The sequence below is a fragment of the Rhodobacteraceae bacterium Araon29 genome, assembly GCA_039640505.1.
Lineage (GTDB): Bacteria > Pseudomonadota > Alphaproteobacteria > Rhodobacterales > Rhodobacteraceae > CABZJG01.
This window is the reverse complement of the sequence record CP046865.1, coordinates 985873-1008955: the sequence shown is the minus strand read 5'-3', so window position 1 is coordinate 1008955 and position 23083 is coordinate 985873. Positions and strand designations below refer to the sequence as shown.

The 23083-nt window shown below is 49.4% G+C and carries 21 protein-coding genes and 1 pseudogene; 7 read left to right on the top strand and 15 right to left on the bottom strand.

Going from position 1 to position 23083, the window contains the following annotated elements; translation table 11 throughout:
- The first annotated feature begins 113 nt into the window (after positions 1 to 113).
- Positions 114 to 374: pseudogene (gene tnpA / locus GN278_04670) on the top strand (IS200/IS605 family transposase).
- An 11-nt stretch (positions 375 to 385) separates the two neighbouring features.
- On the opposite strand, the gene GN278_04665 reads toward tnpA, so the two are convergent.
- Positions 386 to 1858: an aminotransferase class V-fold PLP-dependent enzyme gene (locus tag GN278_04665; GenBank protein ID XAT60167.1), complete on the bottom strand. Its 1473-nt coding sequence runs from the start codon at positions 1856 to 1858 to the stop codon at positions 386 to 388.
- Between the two features lie 94 nt (positions 1859 to 1952).
- Here GN278_04665 and GN278_04660 point away from each other — a divergent pair, with 94 nt between their 5' ends.
- The gene (locus tag GN278_04660; GenBank protein ID XAT60166.1) at positions 1953 to 2414 is read left to right on the top strand and encodes a winged helix-turn-helix transcriptional regulator; all 462 of its coding nucleotides are present in this window, start codon (positions 1953 to 1955) and stop codon (positions 2412 to 2414) included.
- A 147-nt stretch (positions 2415 to 2561) separates the two neighbouring features.
- Here the strand turns inward: GN278_04660 and GN278_04655 are convergent.
- The 3 genes from GN278_04655 to GN278_04645 all read right to left on the bottom strand — a co-directional run bounded on the left by GN278_04655 (position 2562) and on the right by GN278_04645 (position 4389).
- Positions 2562 to 3691, bottom strand: a protein-coding gene (locus GN278_04655) for an IS3 family transposase (GenBank protein XAT60165.1) whose coding sequence is annotated in 2 segments (ribosomal slippage) — positions 2562 to 3457 and positions 3457 to 3691 — 1131 coding nt in all. Because the reading frame shifts where the segments join, the coding sequence is not laid out codon by codon here.
- A complete protein-coding gene (locus tag GN278_04650) occupies positions 3663 to 4019 on the bottom strand; it encodes a hypothetical protein (protein ID XAT60164.1) in 357 nt (118 codons plus the stop codon). Before GN278_04650 ends, GN278_04655 begins: the two co-directional genes overlap by 29 nt.
- A gap of 163 nt (positions 4020 to 4182) precedes the next feature.
- A complete protein-coding gene (locus GN278_04645) occupies positions 4183 to 4389 on the bottom strand; it encodes a transposase (protein ID XAT60163.1) in 207 nt (68 codons plus the stop codon).
- A 426-nt stretch (positions 4390 to 4815) separates the two neighbouring features.
- On the opposite strand from GN278_04645, the gene GN278_04640 reads away from it, so the two are divergent.
- Positions 4816 to 5811, top strand: coding sequence for an acetoin utilization protein AcuC (locus GN278_04640; GenBank protein ID XAT60162.1), 996 nt, complete (start codon positions 4816 to 4818; stop codon positions 5809 to 5811).
- Positions 5812 to 6100: 289 nt separating this feature from the next.
- Positions 6101 to 7348 (top strand): AarF/ABC1/UbiB kinase family protein, encoded by a 1248-nt coding sequence (locus GN278_04635; GenBank protein XAT62545.1) that lies wholly within the window; start codon positions 6101 to 6103, stop codon positions 7346 to 7348.
- A 60-nt stretch (positions 7349 to 7408) separates the two neighbouring features.
- On the opposite strand, the gene GN278_04630 is transcribed toward GN278_04635, so the two are convergent.
- The 9 genes from GN278_04630 to GN278_04590 all read right to left on the bottom strand — a co-directional run bounded on the left by GN278_04630 (position 7409) and on the right by GN278_04590 (position 16058).
- The gene (locus GN278_04630) at positions 7409 to 7648 is read right to left on the bottom strand and encodes a hypothetical protein (protein XAT60161.1); all 240 of its coding nucleotides are present in this window, start codon (positions 7646 to 7648) and stop codon (positions 7409 to 7411) included.
- Between the two features lie 97 nt (positions 7649 to 7745).
- On the bottom strand, positions 7746 to 8579 hold the full coding sequence (locus GN278_04625) for a hypothetical protein (GenBank protein ID XAT60160.1): 834 nt from the start codon (positions 8577 to 8579) through the stop codon (positions 7746 to 7748).
- A gap of 368 nt (positions 8580 to 8947) precedes the next feature.
- Complete coding sequence (locus GN278_04620) at positions 8948 to 10324, bottom strand: carbohydrate kinase (protein ID XAT60159.1); 1377 nt, start codon at positions 10322 to 10324, stop codon at positions 8948 to 8950.
- Positions 10321 to 10635, bottom strand: coding sequence for an L-rhamnose mutarotase (gene rhaM / locus GN278_04615; protein XAT60158.1), 315 nt, complete (start codon positions 10633 to 10635; stop codon positions 10321 to 10323). The genes GN278_04620 and rhaM overlap by 4 nt, the downstream gene beginning before the upstream one ends.
- Positions 10635 to 11621, bottom strand: a complete 987-nt coding sequence (locus tag GN278_04610) for an ABC transporter permease (protein XAT60157.1) — start codon at positions 11619 to 11621, stop codon at positions 10635 to 10637. Before GN278_04610 ends, rhaM begins: the two co-directional genes overlap by 1 nt.
- Positions 11618 to 12601 carry an ABC transporter permease gene (locus GN278_04605; protein ID XAT60156.1) on the bottom strand — a complete coding sequence of 328 codons (984 nt, stop codon included), beginning with the start codon at positions 12599 to 12601 and terminating at the stop codon, positions 11618 to 11620. Before GN278_04605 ends, GN278_04610 begins: the two co-directional genes overlap by 4 nt.
- A 4-nt stretch (positions 12602 to 12605) precedes the next feature.
- A complete protein-coding gene (locus GN278_04600; protein XAT60155.1) occupies positions 12606 to 14114 on the bottom strand; it encodes an ATP-binding cassette domain-containing protein in 1509 nt (502 codons plus the stop codon).
- 99 nt (positions 14115 to 14213) lie between these two features.
- Positions 14214 to 15209 (bottom strand): rhamnose ABC transporter substrate-binding protein, encoded by a 996-nt coding sequence (rhaS, locus tag GN278_04595; protein XAT60154.1) that lies wholly within the window; start codon positions 15207 to 15209, stop codon positions 14214 to 14216.
- A gap of 42 nt (positions 15210 to 15251) precedes the next feature.
- Positions 15252 to 16058: a DeoR family transcriptional regulator gene (locus GN278_04590; protein ID XAT60153.1), complete on the bottom strand. Its 807-nt coding sequence runs from the start codon at positions 16056 to 16058 to the stop codon at positions 15252 to 15254.
- A gap of 188 nt (positions 16059 to 16246) precedes the next feature.
- Between GN278_04590 and GN278_04585 the strand changes: the two genes are divergently transcribed.
- Together GN278_04585 and GN278_04580 are read left to right on the top strand one after the other, a co-directional pair.
- The gene (locus GN278_04585) at positions 16247 to 18349 is read left to right on the top strand and encodes a bifunctional rhamnulose-1-phosphate aldolase/short-chain dehydrogenase (protein XAT60152.1); all 2103 of its coding nucleotides are present in this window, start codon (positions 16247 to 16249) and stop codon (positions 18347 to 18349) included.
- A gap of 23 nt (positions 18350 to 18372) precedes the next feature.
- Positions 18373 to 19614, top strand: coding sequence for an L-rhamnose isomerase (locus GN278_04580; GenBank protein XAT60151.1), 1242 nt, complete (start codon positions 18373 to 18375; stop codon positions 19612 to 19614).
- A gap of 297 nt (positions 19615 to 19911) precedes the next feature.
- Here the strand turns inward: GN278_04580 and GN278_04575 are convergent, their stop codons facing one another.
- Both GN278_04575 and GN278_04570 read right to left on the bottom strand, forming a co-directional pair.
- Positions 19912 to 20322 carry a hypothetical protein gene (locus GN278_04575; GenBank protein ID XAT60150.1) on the bottom strand — a complete coding sequence of 137 codons (411 nt, stop codon included), beginning with the start codon at positions 20320 to 20322 and terminating at the stop codon, positions 19912 to 19914.
- A gap of 355 nt (positions 20323 to 20677) precedes the next feature.
- Positions 20678 to 21577 (bottom strand): LysR family transcriptional regulator, encoded by a 900-nt coding sequence (locus tag GN278_04570; protein ID XAT60149.1) that lies wholly within the window; start codon positions 21575 to 21577, stop codon positions 20678 to 20680.
- Positions 21578 to 21755: 178 nt separating this feature from the next.
- On the opposite strand from GN278_04570, the gene ugpB reads away from it, so the two are divergent.
- Positions 21756 to 23060 carry a sn-glycerol-3-phosphate ABC transporter substrate-binding protein UgpB gene (gene ugpB / locus GN278_04565; GenBank protein XAT60148.1) on the top strand — a complete coding sequence of 435 codons (1305 nt, stop codon included), beginning with the start codon at positions 21756 to 21758 and terminating at the stop codon, positions 23058 to 23060.
- The last annotated feature ends 23 nt before the right edge of the window (positions 23061 to 23083 follow it).

Below are 23083 nucleotides of genomic sequence, written 5' to 3'. Positions count from 1 at the left end.
GTCAAAATTGGCCACTGCTGCAGTATCGCGTGTCATTTGATAGTGAGACACGTGAAATTTACCACATGTGTTTCAGAGGCGAGTTCAAACGACGGTTCTTCGAATACAATTTCATTGGCGTGCTCATATTGAAGGGCGTTCTGGGCCGCGATCACGTCCACATGTTCTTGTCGGCACCGCCAAAATTGTCCCTGTACAATGTCATGCAACATATCAAAGGGCGCTCGTCGTATCGGATCCAGATAGAGTTCCCTGAGTTGCGCAAGCGCTATTGGGGCAGACAATTTTGGGCCAGAGGATATTTTTCCGCCATCTCTGGAAATGGCACTGACGATATCACCACGCAGTATCCAGAATTCCATTTCTCCAAGTGATGCTACAGGAGTCAGCCGGTAGTGGCCCACTGATTAGAACTTTTTGTAGGTTTAAAAATAGCCGTGGTTGGATCGCAAGAATAGCGTTCGACGTGATCTCTGGCACTATCGGCCAGCTCGAGCACTGCGGAAATAATACGGTTCACCTCAGAGTCTCTCGCAAGATAGCTGAAGTTCAAACGAACAAAACCAGGCTTTTCAATCTCATTCCCAGACAGGATTTCATCACGCATCGCATCAGATGCATTTTTGCCAATATCGAGAATACGGTGAACATAAGGGCCCGCACATGCACAACCGCCCCGTGTCTGAATGCCAAAGCAATCGGACAAGAGCCGTGTCACCAATTGCTGATGTACAAAGCCGCCTTTGCCATCTCGCAATCGAAACGAAAAGATTGGCAGCCTGTCACATTGGGTATTCCCGAGTATCTCAATGTTGGGGTGCGGCATCCACGAGGTCAAACCTTTGGCAAGGTTCTCGCGGTTACGCTTGGTAATGAAATCTTGCGTAATGACCGATTTTACGATGAAGCACAGTGCGGCGCGCAGATCACCGATCACGTTAGGTGTCCCTGCTTCCTCACGGGCCTCAACGTTATTAGAGTAGTCGTGGCTTGTGGGTGAAACGAACCGCACGGTGCCGCCGCCTGATAATGTGGGCGTGTTAGTTTGAACTATGTCATGACGCAAAATCAGAACGCCGCTGGCCTGTGGGCCTCCGACAAATTTGTGCGGAGACACAACCACTGCGTCAATTAATGCGTCATTTGCCGGGCAAAGATCTATCGGTAAATAGGGTGCGCCACCTGCATAATCCCATACCACTATTGCCCCTGCAGCTTTCAGCACACGCGTTACAGCGACAACATCTGTGACAATCCCTGATACATTCGACGCAGCCGAAAACGCGCCAACAATTGGTCGGCCTTTCACGCGCTTTAGTGTTTGCGACAGCGAGGTCATACAGGGCCCACCGCTTTCTGCCTCAAGAACTTCGATCACTTCTGCACCGCTTTCACGCCAAGGCAGAATGTTTGAGTGATGCTCATACGGACCAATCAAAACTACGGGTGTCAGTCTTTTGGAAACCATTTTCTTGAGGCAGATCAAATGGGCAATTCGGTTGATACCCGCTGTTGCGCCCGATCCAGTAAATATCACGGCGTGATCTTTTGATGCGTTTACTTCAGCTCGTAGGATATCCCGCGCTTCACGACGCAAACGCGTCATGAAGCCACCGACATAAGAGGCTTCAGTGTGGCTGTTGGCGTAAAACGGTAGCAGCTCTGTTAACACAAAGTCTTCAATTTGCCGCAACGCACGCCCAGAGGCAACATAGTCAGCATACAACAAGGGCCTGTCTCCAAGAGGCCCACTGATGATTGCATGGTGTCCGATCAGTCCGTTAGCAAGATCAGCTATGATGTTATCAGTCTTAATCATCGCGCGAAATTTTTCAAAAAGGTTCTGCGATTTGGTCATGCTTGCCTCTGAATTTGAATTTTTAGTAGTATAGCAACACCAATGTGCAAATATTTCCCTTGATTATGCGTGATTGTAGAATAAATTCGATTAAATGATAGAACTTGATAGCATTGATCGCAAAATTCTTACCACTCTACAACGTGACGGATCGCTCTCACAACGGGACGTCGCATCTAAGGTGGGTCTTTCTCAAAATGCGTGCTGGAGGAGGGTAAAGCGGCTCAACGAATTGGGCGTAATCGAAGGCTATGGAGCGCGTTTGAATGCCAAACTTGTCGGGCTTGATCTGACGGTTTTCATGATGATCAAAACACGGTGGCATAGCGAATGTTGGCAGCGCAAATTCCGAGTTCACGTGGCTGCAATCCCAGAGATCGTTGATGTCCATCGGATAGGCGGTGATTGGGATTACCTGATCAAGGTGGTTACATCATCAATGTCTGGATATGACAAAGTTTATAAGCAACTAACCTCTAAACTGGAATTAGAGACAGTGACGGGGCTGTTCGCGATGGAGACCATTCTGGAAAATCAACCGTTGTCCCTGTCTTAACCAAAAATCAAGACAGGAATCAGTACTGTGAGATAAATGAGAACCTGCGTCAGGTTGCTAGCATGTAAGGTGCGGTTACTGGTGGAACATCTCCGAACCTGATTATAGCTGGACCTGTCCCGCTTTAGTGCCGCTCCGAGTTCTCACTTAAGCGGCTATCCGTTCGAAAGCCAAGGGGCTTTTCCAGCCTAATGCAGAATGTCTGCGGCGTGGGTTATAAACGCCATTGATATATTTGAAGATAGCCAGTTCAGCAGCACGGCGTGTGTGCCAAGTATTTCGCCATATCAGTTCAGCCTTGATAGTTTTGAAGAATGTTTCCATTGCTGCATTGTCATAGCAATTACCCTTTCCTGACATTGATATTTTAAATCCGTGTTTGCGAAGCCGAGCCTGGTATTCATGTGAGCAATATTGGCTTCCACGATCACTGTGATGGATGCAATCCTTAGGAGGACGCCGCAAAGCAACCGCCATGTCTAACGCACGTATTGCCAGATCCTTCTTCATCCGATTACTGACCGACCAACCGATGATGCGCCTTGAATGTAAATCAAGTACAGCAGCCAAGTATAGCCATCCTTCACGTGTCCATATATAGCTAATATCAACCACCCATTTTTGATTAGGCTTATCGGTAGTAAAATCACGATCCAGCAGATTTGGCGCAATATTAAACTTGTGATTACTATCCGTTGTGACCTTATGTTTACGGGTTCTGATAACGGATATGGCGTTCTGGCGCATCAATCTTCCTACACGGCGGTGGCCGACCTGCAGACCTAACTCTTTCAGCTCTTCGGTCATTCTGACGCGCCCATAACTATTGTGACTTAGGGCGAATTGATCCCGAATATGAGCCAATAAAACCATATCCGTTCTCTGACTTTGGTTGATTGGTCGTGTGCGATAGGCGCGGTAACCACGTGCACTGACATTCATAATATGACACAGACGATTGATTGGAAGCGTGCCACGGTGTTCTTCGATAAACTTAAACCTCACGGTTTTTGCTTCGCGAAGAACTGTGTTGCCTTTTTTAATATTTCCCTCTCCTCACGAAGCATGCGGACTTCTTTTCGCAGCCGTTCGTTTTCGTGAATCAAATCAATTTGTGGCTCAGGCGTAGAAACTGTATCGCGTTCTTCTTTGATCCAGCGGCTCAGTGTCGAAAAACCAATCCCAAAGTCCGATGCGACCTGCTTACGGCTAAGCCCACTTGTTAATGCTACGCGCACAACTTCCTGTCTAAATTCTGCTGTTGGTTTGTTTCCCATGTGTATTCTCCTTTAGTGCATAATATGCGGTTAAAGGAGCGGCACAATTCCGCGACAGGTCCAGGTGAGCAAACGTCACAATAGCACCACGTAAAAGAGCTAACTTCCATTGGCGTATTTTTAGTGCCTTACCACTTGCACGCCACGTCCTAGATGACCAAAGTGCAATCGCCGTTGGAAATAGCCCAAACAGGTTTCGCCAAACAGCAAGCTCGGTGGCGGAGTAATCGTTTGAGAGATGCTTGATAATCAGCCCCATTCCATCAAAGAGCGTCAATGCAATGAGACTTAAAATGATAGCCAAGCCAGTTCGATCTTGAGAGTGCATAAGGCTCCATAGGGATATTTGCAATTTTTTAATCTTAGAGGAAATCGCTTTTTAAAGATTTCAGAAAACGACTAAGAAATACCTTTACAGGGCTTTAAGGACATTTGAGCAAGGCGCCATGCGGTATGTTAATTAGCAAATGCAATTTATCCAACCTCTCATTTTATGTACTATTTTTCAATAGAGTTTCTGGAGCTGGCGGTCTCATGTTCAGGGCTTGGTGAGGGCGGGTGTGATTGTACTGTTTCAGCCATACATTGATGGCTGTTTGGGCTTGTTTTGTTGTTACAAACCACTCTGCATCTAAGATTTGTCGCCTAAGCGTTCCATTAAATCTCTCATTATAGCATTCGTCTGGGGAACGCTCCACTGGAGCCTTTCCTAATCTTCCTCATTCCCATGGCGAGCCAAGGTAAATACGAATTGGTTTTATGCCTAACTTGGCAAGCCACTTTTGAAACACTTCAGCCGTGAACTCGTGACCCTTGCCAGAACGTATATATTGTGGCGTCCCATGTGTGATAATGAGCGGATATAACGCCCCCAAGGTCAAATTTTCTATTGATATTGCAAAGCGGGTTCTGGTGGTAGATTTGCCGTGTAGAAGAGCTAGATGATAGGTTCATTAACTTGGTGAAAGGTTTGCAAGATTCTAGAAGAAAACGACATAATAACAAATGCCCGCAGGCCATATTTAATTTCGTCTTCGATTTACCGCAACTCGAGTTACGGCGGCAGTCACCCGCTCGCTATTCCGCGTGTCGCGGCGGCTTTTGATCTTATCTCTGCGCTGAATATGCGCAGGTTGGATCGCTACTGCACGGCGCCCCAGGCAAAGCCTGCGCTTTTGAAAACCTTCCACGCGCCAGAGTATATTACGGCGCTTAAAAGGGCTGAATATACGCAAAAAACCTCAGAGCATGATCGGAAAAAATACCACTTGGGCACCGTCTCAAACCCAGTTTTTAAAGGTATGTTTGCAAGGCCGGCCACGTCTGTTGGAAGCTCGTTATTAGCGGCTGAACTGGTCGCAAATGGTGGAGTTTCTTATGCAATGGGCGGCGGTTTGCACCACGGGCTGGCCGATCGCGCGAATGGGTTTTGCTTTTTGAATGATTTGGTATTTGCAATCTTACGGCTGCGCAGCCTTGGCGTAGAACGCATTGCCTATGTTGATTTGGATGCGCATCATTGCGATGGGGTTCAGGCAGCATTTTCCGGGGATCGTGACCTTCTAATGATCTCAACCCATGAGGCGAAAAGATGGCCTTTTACAGGGTCTCTATCTGAAAATATAATTGATCAGCAGATGAATATACCCCTATTAAAAAATTGTAATAATGAAGAATTTAACCTTTTCATGGAAGGCTGCGTTTTGCCTGCTTTGGCCCGCTTTGCGCCTGAAGCGATAATAATCCAAGGCGGGGCTGATGCTCTTTGCGATGACCCTCTGTCGCGGTTGGCGCTGTCAAATTACACGCTGTGGAGCGCGGTAAAGCGCCTAAAGGAAATCTGCGACAAAATCATTCTAACGGGCGGCGGCGGATATAACCCTTGGACGGTGGCGCGCTTATGGGCTGGGTTTTGGTTGGTACTAAACGATCACTCGCCTTTTATCGAGCTGCCAAGCGGCGCGCAGCGCGGTCTTGAAAGCCTGTCTTGGCAGCACAAACTGCGCCCCAGCCGTGTTTTAATCACTCAACTTTACGATTCTCCATCCGAAAAGGTGCAAATTATTCGGCCGGAAACCGCAGCTTTAGCAGAACATATTCGCAATCTTCACGCGCTTTGAAAAACACATATGACCGGGTGTTGGCGCGCCATCATAACATTTTCTATCGGTTCGGCCCACTTCTGATGGGATTGCAGAGAATAAACTGCCTTCTACGCGGGATGGGCCTTTCTTTATGGCGCTGCCCAGCTATGTCCAGATTTATGAAGGCCAAGTTTGATAGATATTTAAGAGGCGCGTTGATGACTGCTCAGGGCGGGGTTTTTTGGCTGTGAGCGGGCGTGCCGCAAGGGTTCCAAGCGGCCGCGCGGCGCGCCTTGCTCATCTTGGTGGCCTTTCGTTGGGCGTGATGGGGAATGTGGCTGGCCAAGGTTTGAAAGAGCTGGGTTCTGGCCGGCGGCCGGCGCTTCCACAGCTTTTAATGAGCCCTCAAAATATAACTCTATTGGCGCGTAAACTGGCAAAAATGCGCGGCGCGGCGATGAAACTGGGCCAGCTTCTTTCAATGGATAGCGGCGATTTTCTGCCATCAGAGCTGGCGATGATTTTACAGCGCTTGCGGGCTGAGGCGGATTTCATGCCCCCGAAGCAATTGCGGGATGTGCTGAACCATGAATGGGGCTTGGGCTGGATGGGACGATTTTCCCGCTTTGATGTGCGCCCGATGGCGGCCGCATCGATCGGGCAGGTCCATTATGCAGTGACCAAGGCGGGCGCGGCCCTGGCCATAAAAGTTCAATATCCAGGCGTGCGCAACAGCATTGACAGCGATATTGAAAATGTATCCGCCTTAATCGCATGGTCGGGGCTGTTGCCTCCCGGCCTCGATCTGGGCCCATTTCTGACCTTGGCGAAAGAACAGTTGCACGAAGAAACCGATTACGCGCGCGAGGCCAAGCAGCTGTTGTGCTTTGGCGACCTTTTAAGCGGGGATACCCGCTTTGCGGTACCGCAAGTTCACGCGGATTTAAGTACCGAAAATATATTGGCGATGGAGTTTATGCCGGGTCAGCCGATTGAAGATTTGCTTCAATTTCCAACAGAAGATCGGCGCGCAGTTATGGAAGCCTTGATCGATCTAAGTTTAAAAGAGCTGTTTGATTTCAAGCTTATGCAGACAGATCCTAATTTCGCAAACTTCCTCTATGATGCAAAATCAAAACGGGTGGTTTTATTGGATTTTGGCGCAACGCGCTCGGTAAATGCGGCGCTGAGCGCAGCCTATGCCCGCTATTTGAACGCAGGTTTGGCAGGGCAAGAAGCCCTCATGTGCAGCGCTGCGTTGACGTTGGGGTTCTTAAATGAAGCCATGCCGCAGAACATGCAGGATGAATTTGTAGAGATGATGCATCTTGCCTTTGCAGAGCTGGCAAAGGATCAGGTTTTTCAATTTGACCAAAATGAACTGGCGCATGACTTACAACAACGCGGTTTGCAAATGGCCGAGCGCTCGCGTGAGATGCATTTGCCGCCGCCTGAGACTTTGTACATCCAGCGTAAAATGGCGGGCCTGTATTTATTAGGGCGTCGACTTAAGGCAGAGGTTGATTTACAAAATCTGCTGAAACCTTACTTGCATCGTTACGACCAGGGCTAGCCGGAAAAGGTCGATTGTAATCTTGCTTAGCCGGGTAAAGGGCGGATGCTTTTTCTCAGGTTAGCATGTTTCGGAGAATGGCCGCAGGTCGAACTCATGGCTCCAGCCATCTTTGCTTTGATGGTATAAGCCCCAATACGCTTCTGCCACAGAGCTTGGCTTCATCAGACTGTTTTCGGGCAGTCTATCTGGATCTTTGCCCTGCGCAAAAAATTGCTCTCGAATGAATTCTGTGTCAACGGCGGCATCACTAATCAGATGCGAAACGTGAATATTTTGCAGGCCCAATTCACGGGCCATGCTTTGCGCCAGCATAAGCAACCTCGCTTTCCCGACCGCAAATGCACTATAGCCCGATTTGCCCCGCAAATTGGCAGAAGCGCCTGTGAAAAATACTTTACCCCCGCCGCGCGGAACTATATATCGCCCAGCTTGCTGTCTTCAGGGATCGCCAATGGTGCGGTCTGATGTCCACACACAATATACCATCCTTCTCAATTAAGTCTGATCTCAGCAGCCCAGCGCCTTCACCCAAGCGTATGCCCGTGTCGGCTATCAGGGCTATCAGCCATCGTTTCTCATCACCGGCCTTATAGCACTCCTCTTGAACCTTCTTAATGTCTTCAGGCTTTACGGGAATGCGTTTCTTAACCCCTTGGCTTTGAACAAAATAGACGTTTGAGAATGGGTTGACGATTGAAAGCCCAAACTCACTCAAGGCTAAGTTTATAACGGCTCCCACAGTGCCAAATATCCTCGCCACAGATGCTCCATTAAGACCTTTCGCAAACAAATAATCACGGAATTGGGTAGCATCTGAACGGCTGTACACTTCAAGCACCTTGATCCCGCAACTATTGATTAAGTAGCCGCAGCCTCGCTTCAAAGTGGCTTCAAAAGCGGTGGGCTTATTCTGCCCTTTTAAACGGAGGTATAATGCCACTGCATCAGATAGGCTTGACCCCTGACCGACGCCCTTTGGCTCCGCCTCCTCTAATAAATGCTTGCCCGGCACATCATCTGACGACATTCGCATAATATGCCAATGCCGATCCAGTTTAGCGGCATCACTCATTGCGCTGACACGGGCATCCCTGATGGTTTTGGTGCTCAACGAGTAGGTGATCCAGGTCGTTCTGTAATGCCGCCGTAAATCAGCACGCACCCGACAGGAGAAATACCAAACGCCGCTCTTTTGGAATTTGTAACTATTAGATTTGCTTGCCAGCATGGTCTAAGGTTCACTATCAAAGTCAAAATAGTGCGGTATTACAATGCGTTATGTGAGTAGGTGGCGCACGTGGATGCGACCGAACTTGAATAAGGTTGTTTATTTTCAATAGTTTAGTGAGGCGCCATTTTGAAAAAGCGGTCCCAAAAGCGGTCCACAACAACTGATGTGTCGTGGATGTTATCCAACCGTCGCGGTCATTTGATTCAGTGCACGTAGAGCTCTGCTAGCGGACAAAATGAGTATTTTTCCTAAGCATCACTGTAGGCAGAATTAATGAAGGAATACCACGAACCTTGAGGATATTTTACATACATTCAAATAAAATCCTGCGAATTATAACTACCCTAATAGGCTTACATTTGGACCTACAAAGCCTTCTGCCATTGTTCCGAGTATCTTTTTAAAAGGTGTTTCATAGACAACGGAACGATGTGTGGAATCACAACATTTTCATGATCCACGGGAAGATCACCCGAGTGCAAAATCGCAGCACCCTGACTTGTGCCCGTCGCTCCGTTCATGGCGTGAACCTTAGAACCTGTGACTGCCGACAACATCATGTGATAGCAGCGATTTTTCGCAAACGGTCCTTCAACAATGATCAAGCCAGTATGGCCGATCAGTTCAAGGCAGCGCGCTGTGACAAGGGCAAGGTAAAACCCAATAGCTGCCGCGCGCGCTCCGCTCCCTACGGCGGGTTCTTTGTCTATCCAGCTTGTCTGTCGACCCATGAAGGGCCCTGTGTGGGGGACGATAGTTGGCAACAGCATAACACTATCACGTAAGATCGCTTCAATATCTTCGTCCGAGGGTTCAACCGATATACCACCAGTGGCCAAATCATACTCACGTCCGCCCATAAAACGGGCTGAAGGGACCGGGTCACCAAAGGCATTTACGTTTATTAGAGTGTCGTATGCGGGGTTCAGTTCAAGTTTTTTGCCCCCAATCGACATGGCAATGACCCAAGTTCCAGTCGAAACCACGCTGAAGGGCTCCTCGTGGCTCAGGATGTGGGGCAGCAAAGAGGCGTTGGAGTCGTGGATACCGCAATGGATCGGGGTGTCAAAAGGGAGCCCCGTGCAGTTAGCAACTTCTGCCAGGATATTTCCAAGCACCTCATTTGAAATATATGTCGGCGCGATCTTGTCGGTGATTCCTAATCGTTCGGGAAGGGACGAAAGCTTCCGATCCTGTGGGTTCCATAGATCCGTATGACAGCCCAATGAGGTTGCATCGGTTGCGGCCACGCCGGTCAGACGATGTCCCCAGTATTGAGGATAGGTCACGATGCTGGCGATACGGTCTTTCAATCCCGCATCCTTATGGAATTGCCAGAACAGTTGTGCGCCAGCATTGAGGCCCATAGGCAACCTAGGTGAACCGGTTTCCGAGAACGGGGGACGGAACATGTCATATTCATCTGCGACATCATCTGGCCCTGTAAATTCATAATCCAGAATGGGTGCCGCAAGGTTTCCCATTTCGTTCAATAACGCGACGCAAGCACCGTGAGTTGTAATTGAAATCGCATCAATTCCATGTTCAGCGTGAAAATTACGCAATGCGCTCAGCAGAAATTCCCAATGTCCATCCACATCGAAATGTGGCCAAGGCGGCCCAGGCAGAACCTTGTTCTGACGTGTAACAACAGCGATTTCCGATAGGTCATCAAGATCAACCAGCGTTAGCTTGGCATTGGTTTTGCCGATATCGATGACCGCGACGTGTTTTTTTGTCATGACATACTGAAGACGGTTGAAAGATCTGTGGTAATCGGTTCGTTGTTTGGGTGGGTCTCCATAATGTCGGCCATATGCGCCCACCATTTTTTCATGATTTCATGGGTAGGCAGGCTGTCCATAGAGTGATTATCGGTTCGCCATAGGACGGCAAACAGTATATTTGTCTCATGATCTAAATGGATAGAATAATCCGAAACGCCGGCCTCTTTCAGCAATATCACAAGCTCGGGCCAGATTTCATCATGGCGCTTTCTATACTCTTCCTCGCGGCCCGGATTCAGGCGCATTTTGAAAGCGTGTTTTTGCATCAATGATATCTCCACATCGCCCAGATACGGGGTAAGGCGATAACCCCAATCAGTAGCGCACCAATCACGATCGACATTACGATACCCGGAACGTTCAAAAGACCAAGGCCGAAGGTCACGAGCCCCATTACAAATGCTGCAATCACAACACCGGGGATCGAACCAGATCCACCGAGAATGTTCACGCCGCCCAAAACAACCATCGTCACGACTGCGAGCTCCCAGCCGAAAGCAATCGACGGGCGGGTCGAGCCAAGTCGCGAGGTTAGGCAAACTGCGGCGATACCTGACATCAAACCGGTCAGAAGGAAAAGGATAAACTTGACCCGCTGGACCCTGATACCTGAAAAAAGGGCACCCGTTGGGTTATTGCCAATAGCATAGACTGCGCGACCAAAATTCGTCTTATGCAGAATTATTCCGTAAATCACTGCGATTATAGCAAACAAAACCAATTCGAATGAGATCACCCACCACACGTATCCTTGCCCAAAGAAGGCAAAGTCAGAAGGATAGCCGCGATAGGCCTGATCACCCAGCACGATATAGCTGATCCCACGAAATAGGCTCATGGTGCCGATTGTAACAACGATTGACGGCAATCCCATGCGAGTCACCAAAACTCCGTTAAATGCTCCGCAGAGCAAACCAGTTCCAAGTCCCACCAAAATAAGAACTGGCGTCCCTGCACCTGCCTGCAGCGCGGCCCCCATAGCGGTTGAGGCCAGCGCAATGATCGACGCAACCGAAAGGTCGATCTCTCCTGCGATGATCAGCAGAGCCATCGCAAATGCAATCATTGCCTTTTCGGTGAAGTTGAATGTCGCGTCTGAAAGATTCCAGGCATTCAGGAAGTAGGGCGACGCAAAGCTGTTGGCCACGAAAATTGCGATGGCCACAGCCAGCAGCAAGGTTTCCCAGCTTTTCACACGGCGTTGCAATGACGATTGCAAACGATCGGGGATTATTCGGTCGGACGTGCTCATTGCGCGTTCTCCGCTGATTTGAGGATGATCCGGCCTTTTTCGCGATTGGCTTGTGCATTGAAAGCAACTGCTATGATAATTGCACTGCCCGAAATGGCCAATTGCCAGAAGGGAGACACATTAATCACCGGCAGCGCATTCTTGATCACGCCGAGGAAAAGTGCCCCGAGGACAGCCCCGCCCACTGATCCGATTCCACCGGCAATCGATATCCCTCCGATCACACATGCCGCCACAACATCCAGCTCAAAACCACTGGCAATATCCACGTAGGCCACCGCATAACGCGAAACCCAAAGGAAACCGGTTAGACCCGCCAAAGCGCCAGAAATGGTGAAGGCCCAAAACTGTGATTTTCCTACGTTGATCCCTGTATATGTTGCCGCGTGAGGATTACCACCAACCGCATAGAATGAACGGCCAATGGTTGTGCGTGTCATTACCATGGTAAAGATGAACACTGCAAGGACCGCGGTCCAGCTCATCATTGACATGCCAAGGAACTCAGCACGTGGGAAGGCTTTGAATGCCGCCGTCATTTCGTGGCTGTTAACCCATTTTCCGTCGGAAATCAGAAAGATGATACCGCGAAAGATGGTCATGGTGCCAAGGGTCACAACAATCGGTGGGATATCCAACTTCCACACCAGTAAGCCGTTGAACATCCCCATAATTGTACCAAGGCTTATCGCGACGATGATTATTATCGCAATTGGCATACCCGGAGCAGCGACGTTAATCATCGATACGACCATCCCTGTCAAAGCAAGATTGGCTGCAACGCTGAGGTCGATACATTTTGCCAGAATCACAATCATCTGACCAATCGCCAGCAGGATCAAAGGCGAAGTATCATTAAATACACCCGCCAAATTCGAAGGAGTGATAAAGCTCGGAAAGCGGGTTGCCACCAGCCCAAGAAGGACCACAATTGCCCCCATCAACAAGGCTTCGCGAGAGGCCAAAAGACGTTTAAGCATGGCCTCAACCTTTCTCGTTGATGCCCGCAGCATGGCGGACCAGTGTTTCGGGGGTCAGGTCATCGCCAGTTAATTCGGCTGCCATACGGCCTTCGCGCATCACGATAACCCGGTCAGACATTCCAAGAATTTCCGGAATTTCCGAACTGACCATGATGACGGCCAAGCCTTGACTGGCAAGCTCTGCCATGAATTCATGAACAGCTGCTTTCGAGCCAATGTCAATGCCTTTAGTTGGTTCATCGAGAATGATGACCTTTGGCTGGGTTGCAAGCCATTTTGCAATGACAACTTTCTGCTGGTTGCCGCCTGATAGCTTGCCGGTATTGGTGTCCAGAGATGCAGCGCGTAACTCCAGTCTCTCTGTATATTCACGGGCCAGCTTGAATTCTTCGGCCAAGCGCAAAAAACCATTCTTAGAGGTTCGCCCCAAAGAGGGCAGAGTCACATTCTGGAAAATTGGCAGATCGGTAATTGCGCCTTGTTTGCCGCGATCCTCGGGGACATAGACAATGCCATTTGAGACCGCATCGGCAGGAGAACTGATAACTACTTCTGTTCCGTCAACTCGAACGCCACCAGAAGACGGTTTGGTAATCCCGAAGAGTGATTGCATAAATTCAGAGCGCCCGGCACCGACAAGACCGTAAAATCCAAGAATTTCACCTTTACGCAGGGCAAATCCTATATCAGCAAACTCAGTGGGGTGGCTATATCCTTCAACTGTCAAAATATCCTCGCCGATATTACTATTACGATTCGGATAAATTTGATTGACATCGCGGCCAACCATCATCGTGACTAGCGTGGCTTCACTGACGTCTTTAATCAGGCCGTCTCCAATGAGCTGACCATCACGAAATACAGTATAGCGATCTGGAATCCGGAAGATTTCATCAAATTTGTGACTGATAAACAAGATCGCTTTACCCTGCATTTTCAGTTTCTCTACCAGTTCATAAAGCTCTTCGATCTCTTTATGAGAGAGAGCCGCGGTGGGTTCGTCCATGATGACTACACGTGCATCGATACTTAGAGCACGAGAGATTGCAACAAGGTGCTTATTTGCGATACCCAAATCGCGGAGTTTGGTGCTTGGATCAATTTCTGCACCGATTCCGGTGAGAATTTCGGCCGAGCGGCGTTCCGTCTCCGACCAGTCGATCAAACCAAACCTGCCACGAGGGGCGTGTCCAATGAAGATATTTTCGGCTACGGACAGTTCGTCAAATAGCACCGTCTCTTGGTGGATCGCAGTAATGCCGGCATCAGCAGCGGTTTGAGGTGTTGGGAATTGGATCTGCATTCCATCTACAAGGATCGATCCTCCGTCTGGCTGGTAAATACCAGTAAGAATCTTAACCACCGTTGACTTGCCAGCACCGTTTTCACCAACAAGAGCAGTTACCTGACCCGGGTAAAGTTTAAGGGAAACTTCCGAAAGCGCTTTGACGCCCGGGAAAGTTTTGGTGACTCCGTCCAAGGCTAGGATCGGTGCCAACTCGTCCTGCATAGCGGACTGATCTTGCGAGTGAAGCTGCATAAACTTGCCAACAGAATTAGCGAAAAGGACGATCCCGGCGCCGAAGCGCCGAGATCAATCGTAAGTAGCTTAGAAGATCGACTTGAAGTCGTCTACGTTAGAGCTGTCGTAGGTGAACGGATCCGACATCGCAGCCGAGCCGGTGTCGTCAAGCATTGCGTCACCCATGCGCCCCATCGATACAGCCGAACCAGCATCAGTCGCAGCGCCGTTATGGATGCTATGAGCGAGCATTGTCGCGGCGTAACCGAGATCGATTGGGTTCCAGATCGCGAAGCTCTTGGTTGCGCCTGATGCGACACAGCCAGCCATTTCAGATGGTAGGCCAAGACCGGTCACGTTGATTTCGCCAATTTTGTCCGCGTCTGTAACGGCTTGACAAGCGGCAAGGATACCCACGGTCGTCGGCGCGATGATCGCCTTCAGATCAGGATAGGTTGCCATCAGGCCCTGTGCTTCGCGGTATGACTTGTCCGAAAGGTCATCGCCGTAAACGGTCGAAACAAGGTTTACACCTTCATAGTTTGGCAGAACTTCCTTAGCGGCTTCGATCCAAGCGTTTTGATTAGTCGCTGTTGCCGATGCTGACAGGATCGCAACATCACCGCCGTCAGGCATGTGATCGGCTGCGAGCTTGATGATCGTGTTACCAATAAGCGGGGTCGACGATGGGTTCAGGTGCATTTGACGCCCTTCCTGGGCAACACCCGAGTCCCAAGAAATAACAGTGATCCCGCGGCTCATGGCTTTCTTCAGAGCCGGAACCAGAGCATCAGGGTCGTTCGCCGAGATTGCGATTGCATCAACGCCCTGCGCGATCAGCGAGTTGATCACCTCAATCTGACCTTCAGCAGTAGTGCTGGTCGGTCCGGTGTAGATCACTTCTACGCCGCCCAGTTCAGCAGCAGCTTCTTCAGCACCTTTTGCGGCAGCTTCGAAGAAGCCGATACCCAAGGCTTTAACGACCAACGCAATACGTATGTCTTCAGCCATTGCGGTGGTGCCCATCATGCTGGCGGCAAAGCTAAGACCAGCAACGAGTTTAGTGAAATTTCTACGTAACATTTATTCCTCCCAGAATTTACAACGTTGGTTATGTGAGGCCCGTTAAGAGGCCGCCTCGTCCTCATTTTGACCGATACCCGATTGGGCAACGATCACGTTTACATCAGCGGCCTCAAGCATTGAGGCTGCATTATCCGAAATCCTTTCATCGGTGATGATGGTGGTGATCTGAGCAAGCGGGCATAACACCAAACTTGAACGGTTTTCGAATTTCGAGCTGTCTGCCAGAACAACAAGCTCATCAGCTTGTCCGATGAGCTTTTGTTCCGCATGGATCAGCAACGGGTCCGCTTCCATCAGACCCAGCGGTCCTAATCCCTGAGCCCCCATGAACATGCGCTTCGCATAAAAATTGCGTGTCACATCATTATCGAACGGAGACAAAATGATGTTCTGTTCGCGATAGATCGTGCCGCCCGAGAGCGTGATTGTGTTTTTCGAATGCTTCAGAAGATGCTCTGCAATCGGAAACGAGTTGGTGAACACCTGCAAAAGGCGTGTGGCCATTGGGTGAACCATTTGAAAGGTCGTTGTACCACCATTAATGATTATCGAGTCACCGTCATCACACAGTTCAACAGCCGCTCGTGCGATCGCTTGCTTCTCTTTGATCCGCATCGTTTTGTTAACTGCAAACGGACGTCCCGCCAATCCTACGAATTGCGGCGGAGTAATAGCCTCAGCACCCCCACGCACGCGGCGTAACTTCTTTTGCATGTGCAGAGTTGCGATGTCCCGACGAACCGTCGCCTCGGATGCTCCGGTGAGATTGCAGATTTCCACAACCATAACGACCGGTCGATCTTGAACGGCCGATAGAATTATTTTGTGGCGCTCTTTTTCGTGCATCTAGCTCTCCCAATTGAGTGAACATTGAGCAGATTCGATTATTATGTCAATCATTTTAAATAATTTTCAATCATATAAGCTCATAAATTGATTGATTATGAATAATTATGATTGACAATTTGACGCATTCTCACCAGTTTGACGTTAGAGACTTATGCAGGGCGCGCTGCGTCGTCTGGGAGGTATACATGTCGAAAACAGTAGAAAATCAGTTTCTTGAAAACCGTTGGAACGATAAGGAAGCAAACGGACTAAGCGAAGCTGAGCTGCTGCTTTATCGCTCGAACATCCTCGGTTCAGACAAGCGCGTGACCAATTACGGCGGCGGCAATACTTCGGCGAAAGTGATGGAGAATGATCCACTGACCGGACAGGATATCGAGGTTCTGTGGGTTAAGGGATCCGGCGGAGATATCGGATCAATCAAGATGGACGGTTTTGCCACGCTTTATATGAATAAGTTGCAGGCGCTGAAGTCTCTTTATCGTGGGGTTGAGTTTGAAGATGAGATGGTGGGTTACCTTCCCCACTGTACATTTAAACTGAATCCCCGTGCCGCATCTATTGACACGCCCTTGCATGCTTACGTCCCTCGCAAACACGTTGATCATGTGCATGCAGACGCAATCATCGCAATCGCAGCTTCGAAGAATTCTAAAGAATTGACACAGGAAATATTCGGAAACAAGATAGGTTGGCTTCCGTGGAAAAAGCCCGGCTACGAGTTGGGTCTTTGGCTGGAACAATTTTGCCTGGAAAACCCGGAAGCCGACGGCGTTGTTTTGGAGAGTCATGGCCTATTCACTTGGGGCGATACTGCCAAAGAAACCTATGATATGACAATTGAGGTGATCAATGCGGCTACCGCGTGGCTTGCCGAAAAAACCGAAGGACTTCCAGCCTTTGGTGGAGCGAAGTATGAAAGCCTTTCCAAGAACGAGCGGTGCTCCGTTGCTGCGCGTCTGATGCCGGCCATTCGCGGTTTCGTGTCAGGCAATCATCACATGGTGGGCAATTTTAACGACGGTGATGAAGTGTTGGAATTCGTGAATGCCCAAAACATGGAACCTTTAGCGGCTTTGGGCACCTCATGCCCGGACCACTTCCTGCGCACAAAGATCCGTCCACTGGTGATCAATTTCGATCCAGCGAAAAACAATATCGACGAGGTTTTGGAAAATCTGCCCGCGCAGATCGCAGCCTATCGCGATGATTACGCCGCTTACTATGATCGCTGTAAATACGACAACAGCCCGGCCCTGCGTGACCCCAATGCGGTCGTCTATCTGATCCCAGGCGTTGGCATGATTACATTTGCCAAAGACAAAGCCACTGCTCGCATCTCAGGCGAGTTCTACGTCAACGCTATCAATGTGATGCGGGGTTCTTCCTCGGTCAGCGAATACGTAGGGCTTCCAGAACAGGAAGCCTTCGATATCGAATACTGGCTGCTAGAAGAAGCAAAACTACAGCGTATGCCAAAACCGAAGTCACTCTCGGGACGTGTTGCATTGGTAACCGGAGGCGCCGGTGGTATTGGTTCAGCGACTGCTGAGCGTTACCTCTCAGAGGGTGCTTGCGTGATGTTGGCAGACATTAACGAAGACGCACTCAAAGCCACATCGGATAATCTCAGCAAGCGTCATGGTAAGGATGTAGTCCGGACTGTGAGCATGAACGTGACCAGCGAAAATGCAGTGGCTGCGGCCTTCGCCGAAACGGCTGTTGAATACGGCGGTATAGATATTTTAGTGTCAAATGCAGGCATTGCGTCGTCTGCACCTGTCGAAGAAACCACATTGGCTTTGTGGAATAAGAACATGGATATCCTCAGCACGGGATACTTCCTTGTTAGCCGTGAAGCCTTCAAAGTGATGCGCGCGCAAAACATTGGTGGCTCGATTGTCTTTGTAGGCTCAAAGAACGGTCTGGCCGCAAGCCCGAATGCCTCGGCCTATTGCACAGCGAAAGCCTCAGAAATCCACCTCGCCCGCTGTCTGGCTCTGGAAGGCGCTGAGACCGGTATCCGCGTGAATGTCGTGAATCCAGATGCAGTCCTTCGGGGCTCGAAAATCTGGGAAGGCGAATGGCTAGAACAGCGCGCAGGCACCTACGGTACCGACAAGCAAGGCTTGGAAGAAATGTATCGACAGCGCTCCTTATTGAAGCGATCGGTTCTGCCAGAGGACATCGCCGAAGCCTGCTATTTCTTCGCAGCTGACGCCTCAGCTAAGTCAACTGGGAATATTATCAACGTAGATGCGGGCAACATCCAAGCCTTCACACGCTGATCGGCCAAAAGGGAGGAGCTATCATGAGCAACTATGAAAGCGCTAAAGTGCAATTTGCAGACTGGGGCGTTGATACGGAAGCAGCAATCGCGCGACTAAAAACCATTCCCATCTCAATGCACTGCTGGCAAGGCGATGACGTTGTAGGCTTTGAACAGCAAAAAGGCACCTCCGGAGGCGGTATTCAGGCAACCGGCAACCATCCTGGACGCGCCCGCACACCAGACGAGCTACGGGCTGATCTTGAGTTTTCCTATTCGATGATCCCGGGCAACCACCGCCTGAATCTTCATGCCATGTATATGGATACAGATGAAACACCAGACCGAGACGAAATCGAATATAAACACTTTGCTGCTTGGGTAGATTGGGCCTCGTCACAAGGCCTCGGGCTAGACTTCAACCCAACCTTCTTTGCTCATGCTAAAGCCGACGACAATCTGACGCTCAGCCACCCAGACAAGGGTATCCGAGACTTCTGGATCGAACACGGCAAGCGCACCCGAGAGATTGCCGCAAAGATGGGAGAAACACTTGGCTCAGCCTGCGTTAACAACGTCTGGGTGCCGGATGGTTACAAAGACTATCCGATTGACCGCATCAGCCCACGCCAGCGCCTTGAGGCTTCTCTAGATGAAATGCTCACCCACAATCTGGACAAGTCGAAGATGCTGGATGCTGTTGAGTGTAAACTCTTTGGTATCGGTGTTGAGGCGATGACCATCGGCAGCCACGAGTTTTACATGGGCTACGCGATCCGGAAAGGAACTGTTTTGTGCCTCGACATGGGGCATTTTCATCCGACCGAGAACATCGCTGACAAATTAAGTGCTGTCGCTCTTTCCGTGGACGAACTTTTGCTGCACGTGTCCCGTCCGATGCGATGGGACAGCGATCACGTGATCCTGCAAAGTGATGATATCCTGATGATGGCGCAAGAGTTGGTTACGTCGAACCTACTTGATCGCACACATATAGGCTTGGATTTTTTCGATGCAACAATCAGCAGAACGGCCGCTTGGGTAATCGGGACCCGCAACATGCAAAAGGCACTCCTGAGGGCGTTTCTTCTTCCTCTTGAGCATTTGAAATCGGCCGAGAACAATTTAGACTTCACCACGCGTTTCATGATGACGGAAGAGATCAAAGACCTGCCGTTTGGTACAGTTTGGAACGAGTTTTGCGCTCGATTGGATGTGCCGACGGGACTTAGTTTACTACAAAAGCTAGATGGTTACCAAAGCAAGGTCGCGGGGCGCTGTTAGAGGTTGGATTTCAGAAACCGTACGTGTCTGCCAATGTTTTTTCGACAAGGCGGACTTTTCTGTCTGACCTCAGCGCCTACCGGAAAGATTTAGGGGTTTAAGCAAAGGAGGATTTCTGGTTCATCACAGCTATTAAGGAGCGAAGATGAATGCCAGTGCTCTTTCATTGGCGGGCATGGTTTCTTGTGCTGCAAACAGCTGCTCTATTTCCAAGTGTACTTTGGGAAGGGCGTTCATCGCCTCTGAGTAGCTCTCCCCCAGCTGCCGATAGAGCGTATCCTTTAGCTCCACAGGCATCTACCAGATAAGTACAGGCTCTTTGGGCGGCGGCTTTGAAGGTCTTAGATTACCAGCACCCTTCTGCGTGGCGTAGGTTTCTAAGGCCTCAGCGAGCGTAATAGGCTGCTCAGAACCAATAGACACATCAAGCTGAGTATTTCGGGCAAATGAACCATATCCCGGCTTTAACAAACTACGCCCAATAAGATCAGGGTCGGTCATTCTGTGGTGAGACCAGTATTCATCCAATTTAGCCGCAGCCACCAAAGCCCTTGATTTAGCAGTCTGAGCAGAACTCGTCCTAAGCCCCTGAACAATACGGGAATAGGAATAATGGCTCAAAAGGTCACCGAGTACTCGTCTTGAGAAGTAGTAATACCCAGCACGGTTAAACGTATAAGGGACTTTTTTGGTCAGTAATCTGGTCAACACTCTCTCCAGCCCAATACTAAGGAAATGCTATTTATGAGAATGTTATCAGTAGGTGATCTATCAGTAGATTGCTTAAGTCAGCCTAAACCTGATACCCACGGCCGGAACAAACATGAATCATACCACATTGTTTTTATGTGGTTATTTTGATATCGAGTCAGATATGTGAATGCCTTTTCGTAGATTTTTGAGTTCCTTTTTCCTTTTAGAATGTCTCTTAAAGTTATTCGTCTAGTGGCAATTAAACTGAAACGTAATTGATGATTATGAATTACTTATTTTAGGTTAAATTTTTAAAGCAATCCTTTGCGCGGTGAATGCAATTTTAAAAACCTTAACTTTGATGCAGTTCTTAGTCTTTTACCAAGAACGGCTGTAGGCTTTCGATAAAGGCATCCACAAAATCCAAGACTACAGGGGAACTTGGGCCAGAGGCAGGTTGTAAAATTGACAGCCGATGCGAAATATGGGGCGTAAAGGGGCGGATAACAATCCCTGTTGAACGGAACGCTTCTGCATCCAATTCACTGACCACGGATGCCCCCATGCCTTCGCTTACCATCGTGCACGCGGTGGTGAATTGCCTGACTTCCACAAAGCTGTTTATTTGAACGCCATTCTCACCAAAGGCGCGCGCGAGGTCTTGGAAAAACCGGCTATCACGCCGTGTGTGAATAAGTCGCTCATGCATCAGATCAGAGGGCGTAATTTCGTCTTTCCCCGCAAGCGGATGACCTTTCGGTAAAATACAGGCCGACTTGACATACAAGTCTTGGCTAATCGTGGCTGGATGACCTGGAAAGCCATCGGTAATGCCGCAGTCATATTGCTCCCCTATGATCCACTCCATTATGCGCTCTGGCCGGTCGGGCTCAAGCGACACGGTCACACCCGACCGGTCTTTGAGAAACCTGACAAGTACCCCCGGCAAATGACTGGTGGCAAACCCCGGCAAACAGGCGATCCGGATATGTCCTACGGTGCGTTCTGTTAGGTCGCGGCGCAAATCTTCGAGGTGATCCAAACTGTCAATAACCCGCCTAACCTCTGCAAGCAGATAGCGCGAATCGCTGGTGGGTTCTAAAATTCCATGCCGCCGTTTAAAGAGCTCGAACCCGACTGAATTTGAGAAATCAGCGACGAGCCGGCTCACCGCTGGTTGTGATACCTCTAACTGTTTGGCGGCCTTTGTTATGCTGCCAGTTTCTGCAACCGCGCGAAAAGCTTCGAGTTGTCTTATCTTAAATTTCAATGGCTTAACTCCATATTTTCAGTTTTATTAGGTGGCGGTCATTTCTAAAAACTCTTTACACATATGACATTAATATAATAAAATGTTATAAAATTAAATTAAAAAATTAACTTGCATTATTTTTTATTTTCACAAACTCTAGGTGATGTGAAGTTGACATTTACGCAGGGAGAGAGAAATGAAGATTCCAAACAAGATGTTTGCAGGAACCGTAGCGCTTGCTATGATGGCAGGAGCCGTTGCTGCGGAAACCGAGGTTCATTGGTGGCACGCGATGGGCGGCACCAATGGCGAAAGAGTTAATAAAATTGCCGATGACTTTAACGCATCGCAAAGCGCCTATAAGGTCGTGCCCACCTATAAGGGCAACTACACCGAAACTATGACCGCAGCGATCGCGGCGTTCCGCGCAGGCGAGCAGCCGCATCTGGTGCAGGTCTTTGAAGTGGGTACAGCCACAATGATGGCTGCCAAAGGCGCAATTTATCCAGTTGAGCAGATGATGGCAGATTCTGGCGAACCATTTGACGGCTCAGCCTATCTACCGGCTGTTGTTTCCTACTATCAAACACCTGAAGGTCAGCTTTTGTCCATGCCTTTCAATAGCTCGACTCCAGTTCTGTGGTACAACGCCGACGCGTTAAAAGCCGCAGGTGCCTCGGTGCCGACAACGTGGGACGAAATGCGTACCACAGCTCAGGCTTTGGTGGACAATGGCATGGATTGCGGGTTCTCATTTGGCTGGCAGAGCTGGGTGATGATCGAAAACTTCTCATCATGGCATGATCTTGAGATAGGCACCCAAGAAAACGGCTTTAGAGGGTTCGACACTGAAATGACCTTCAATAATGATCACGTTGCTAGCCGTTTGCAGGATATCGCAGACATGCAAGACGATAAACTATTCGTTTATGGCGGTCGCCGGGGCGACTCTCTGCCGTTGTTTACAAACGGTGAGTGCGGCATGTGGATGAATTCGTCGGCCTACTACGGCTCGATTGTATCGCAGGCAAAGTTTGAGTTTGGTCAGACCATGCTCCCACTGGATACAGGTGTGGCTGACGCACCGCAGAACTCAATCATCGGTGGAGCCACTCTTTGGGCGCTTCAAGGCCATGAAGCTGATGAATATCGCGGCCTGTCTCAGTTCCTGACCTATATGTCTTCGGCTGAAGTGCAAGCTTGGTGGCATCAGGAAACCGGCTATGTGCCGATTACCACCGCTGCGGCAGACCTGTCTGAGAGCCAAGGGTTTTATGAAGCAAATCCTGGTACAGACACTGCGATCAAGCAGTTGAGCTTAAACATGCCCACTCCAAATTCTCGTGGATTGCGCTTTGGTAACTTTGTTCAGATCCGAGACGTGATCAACGAAGAACTGGAAGCACTATGGGCAGGTGACCAATCTGCTCAGGCTGCCTTAGATAAAGCGGTTGAGCGCGGAAATAAACTGTTGCGCAAATTCGAACGCTCAGCAAAATAATATCAACTGCCGGCGGCTCTTGC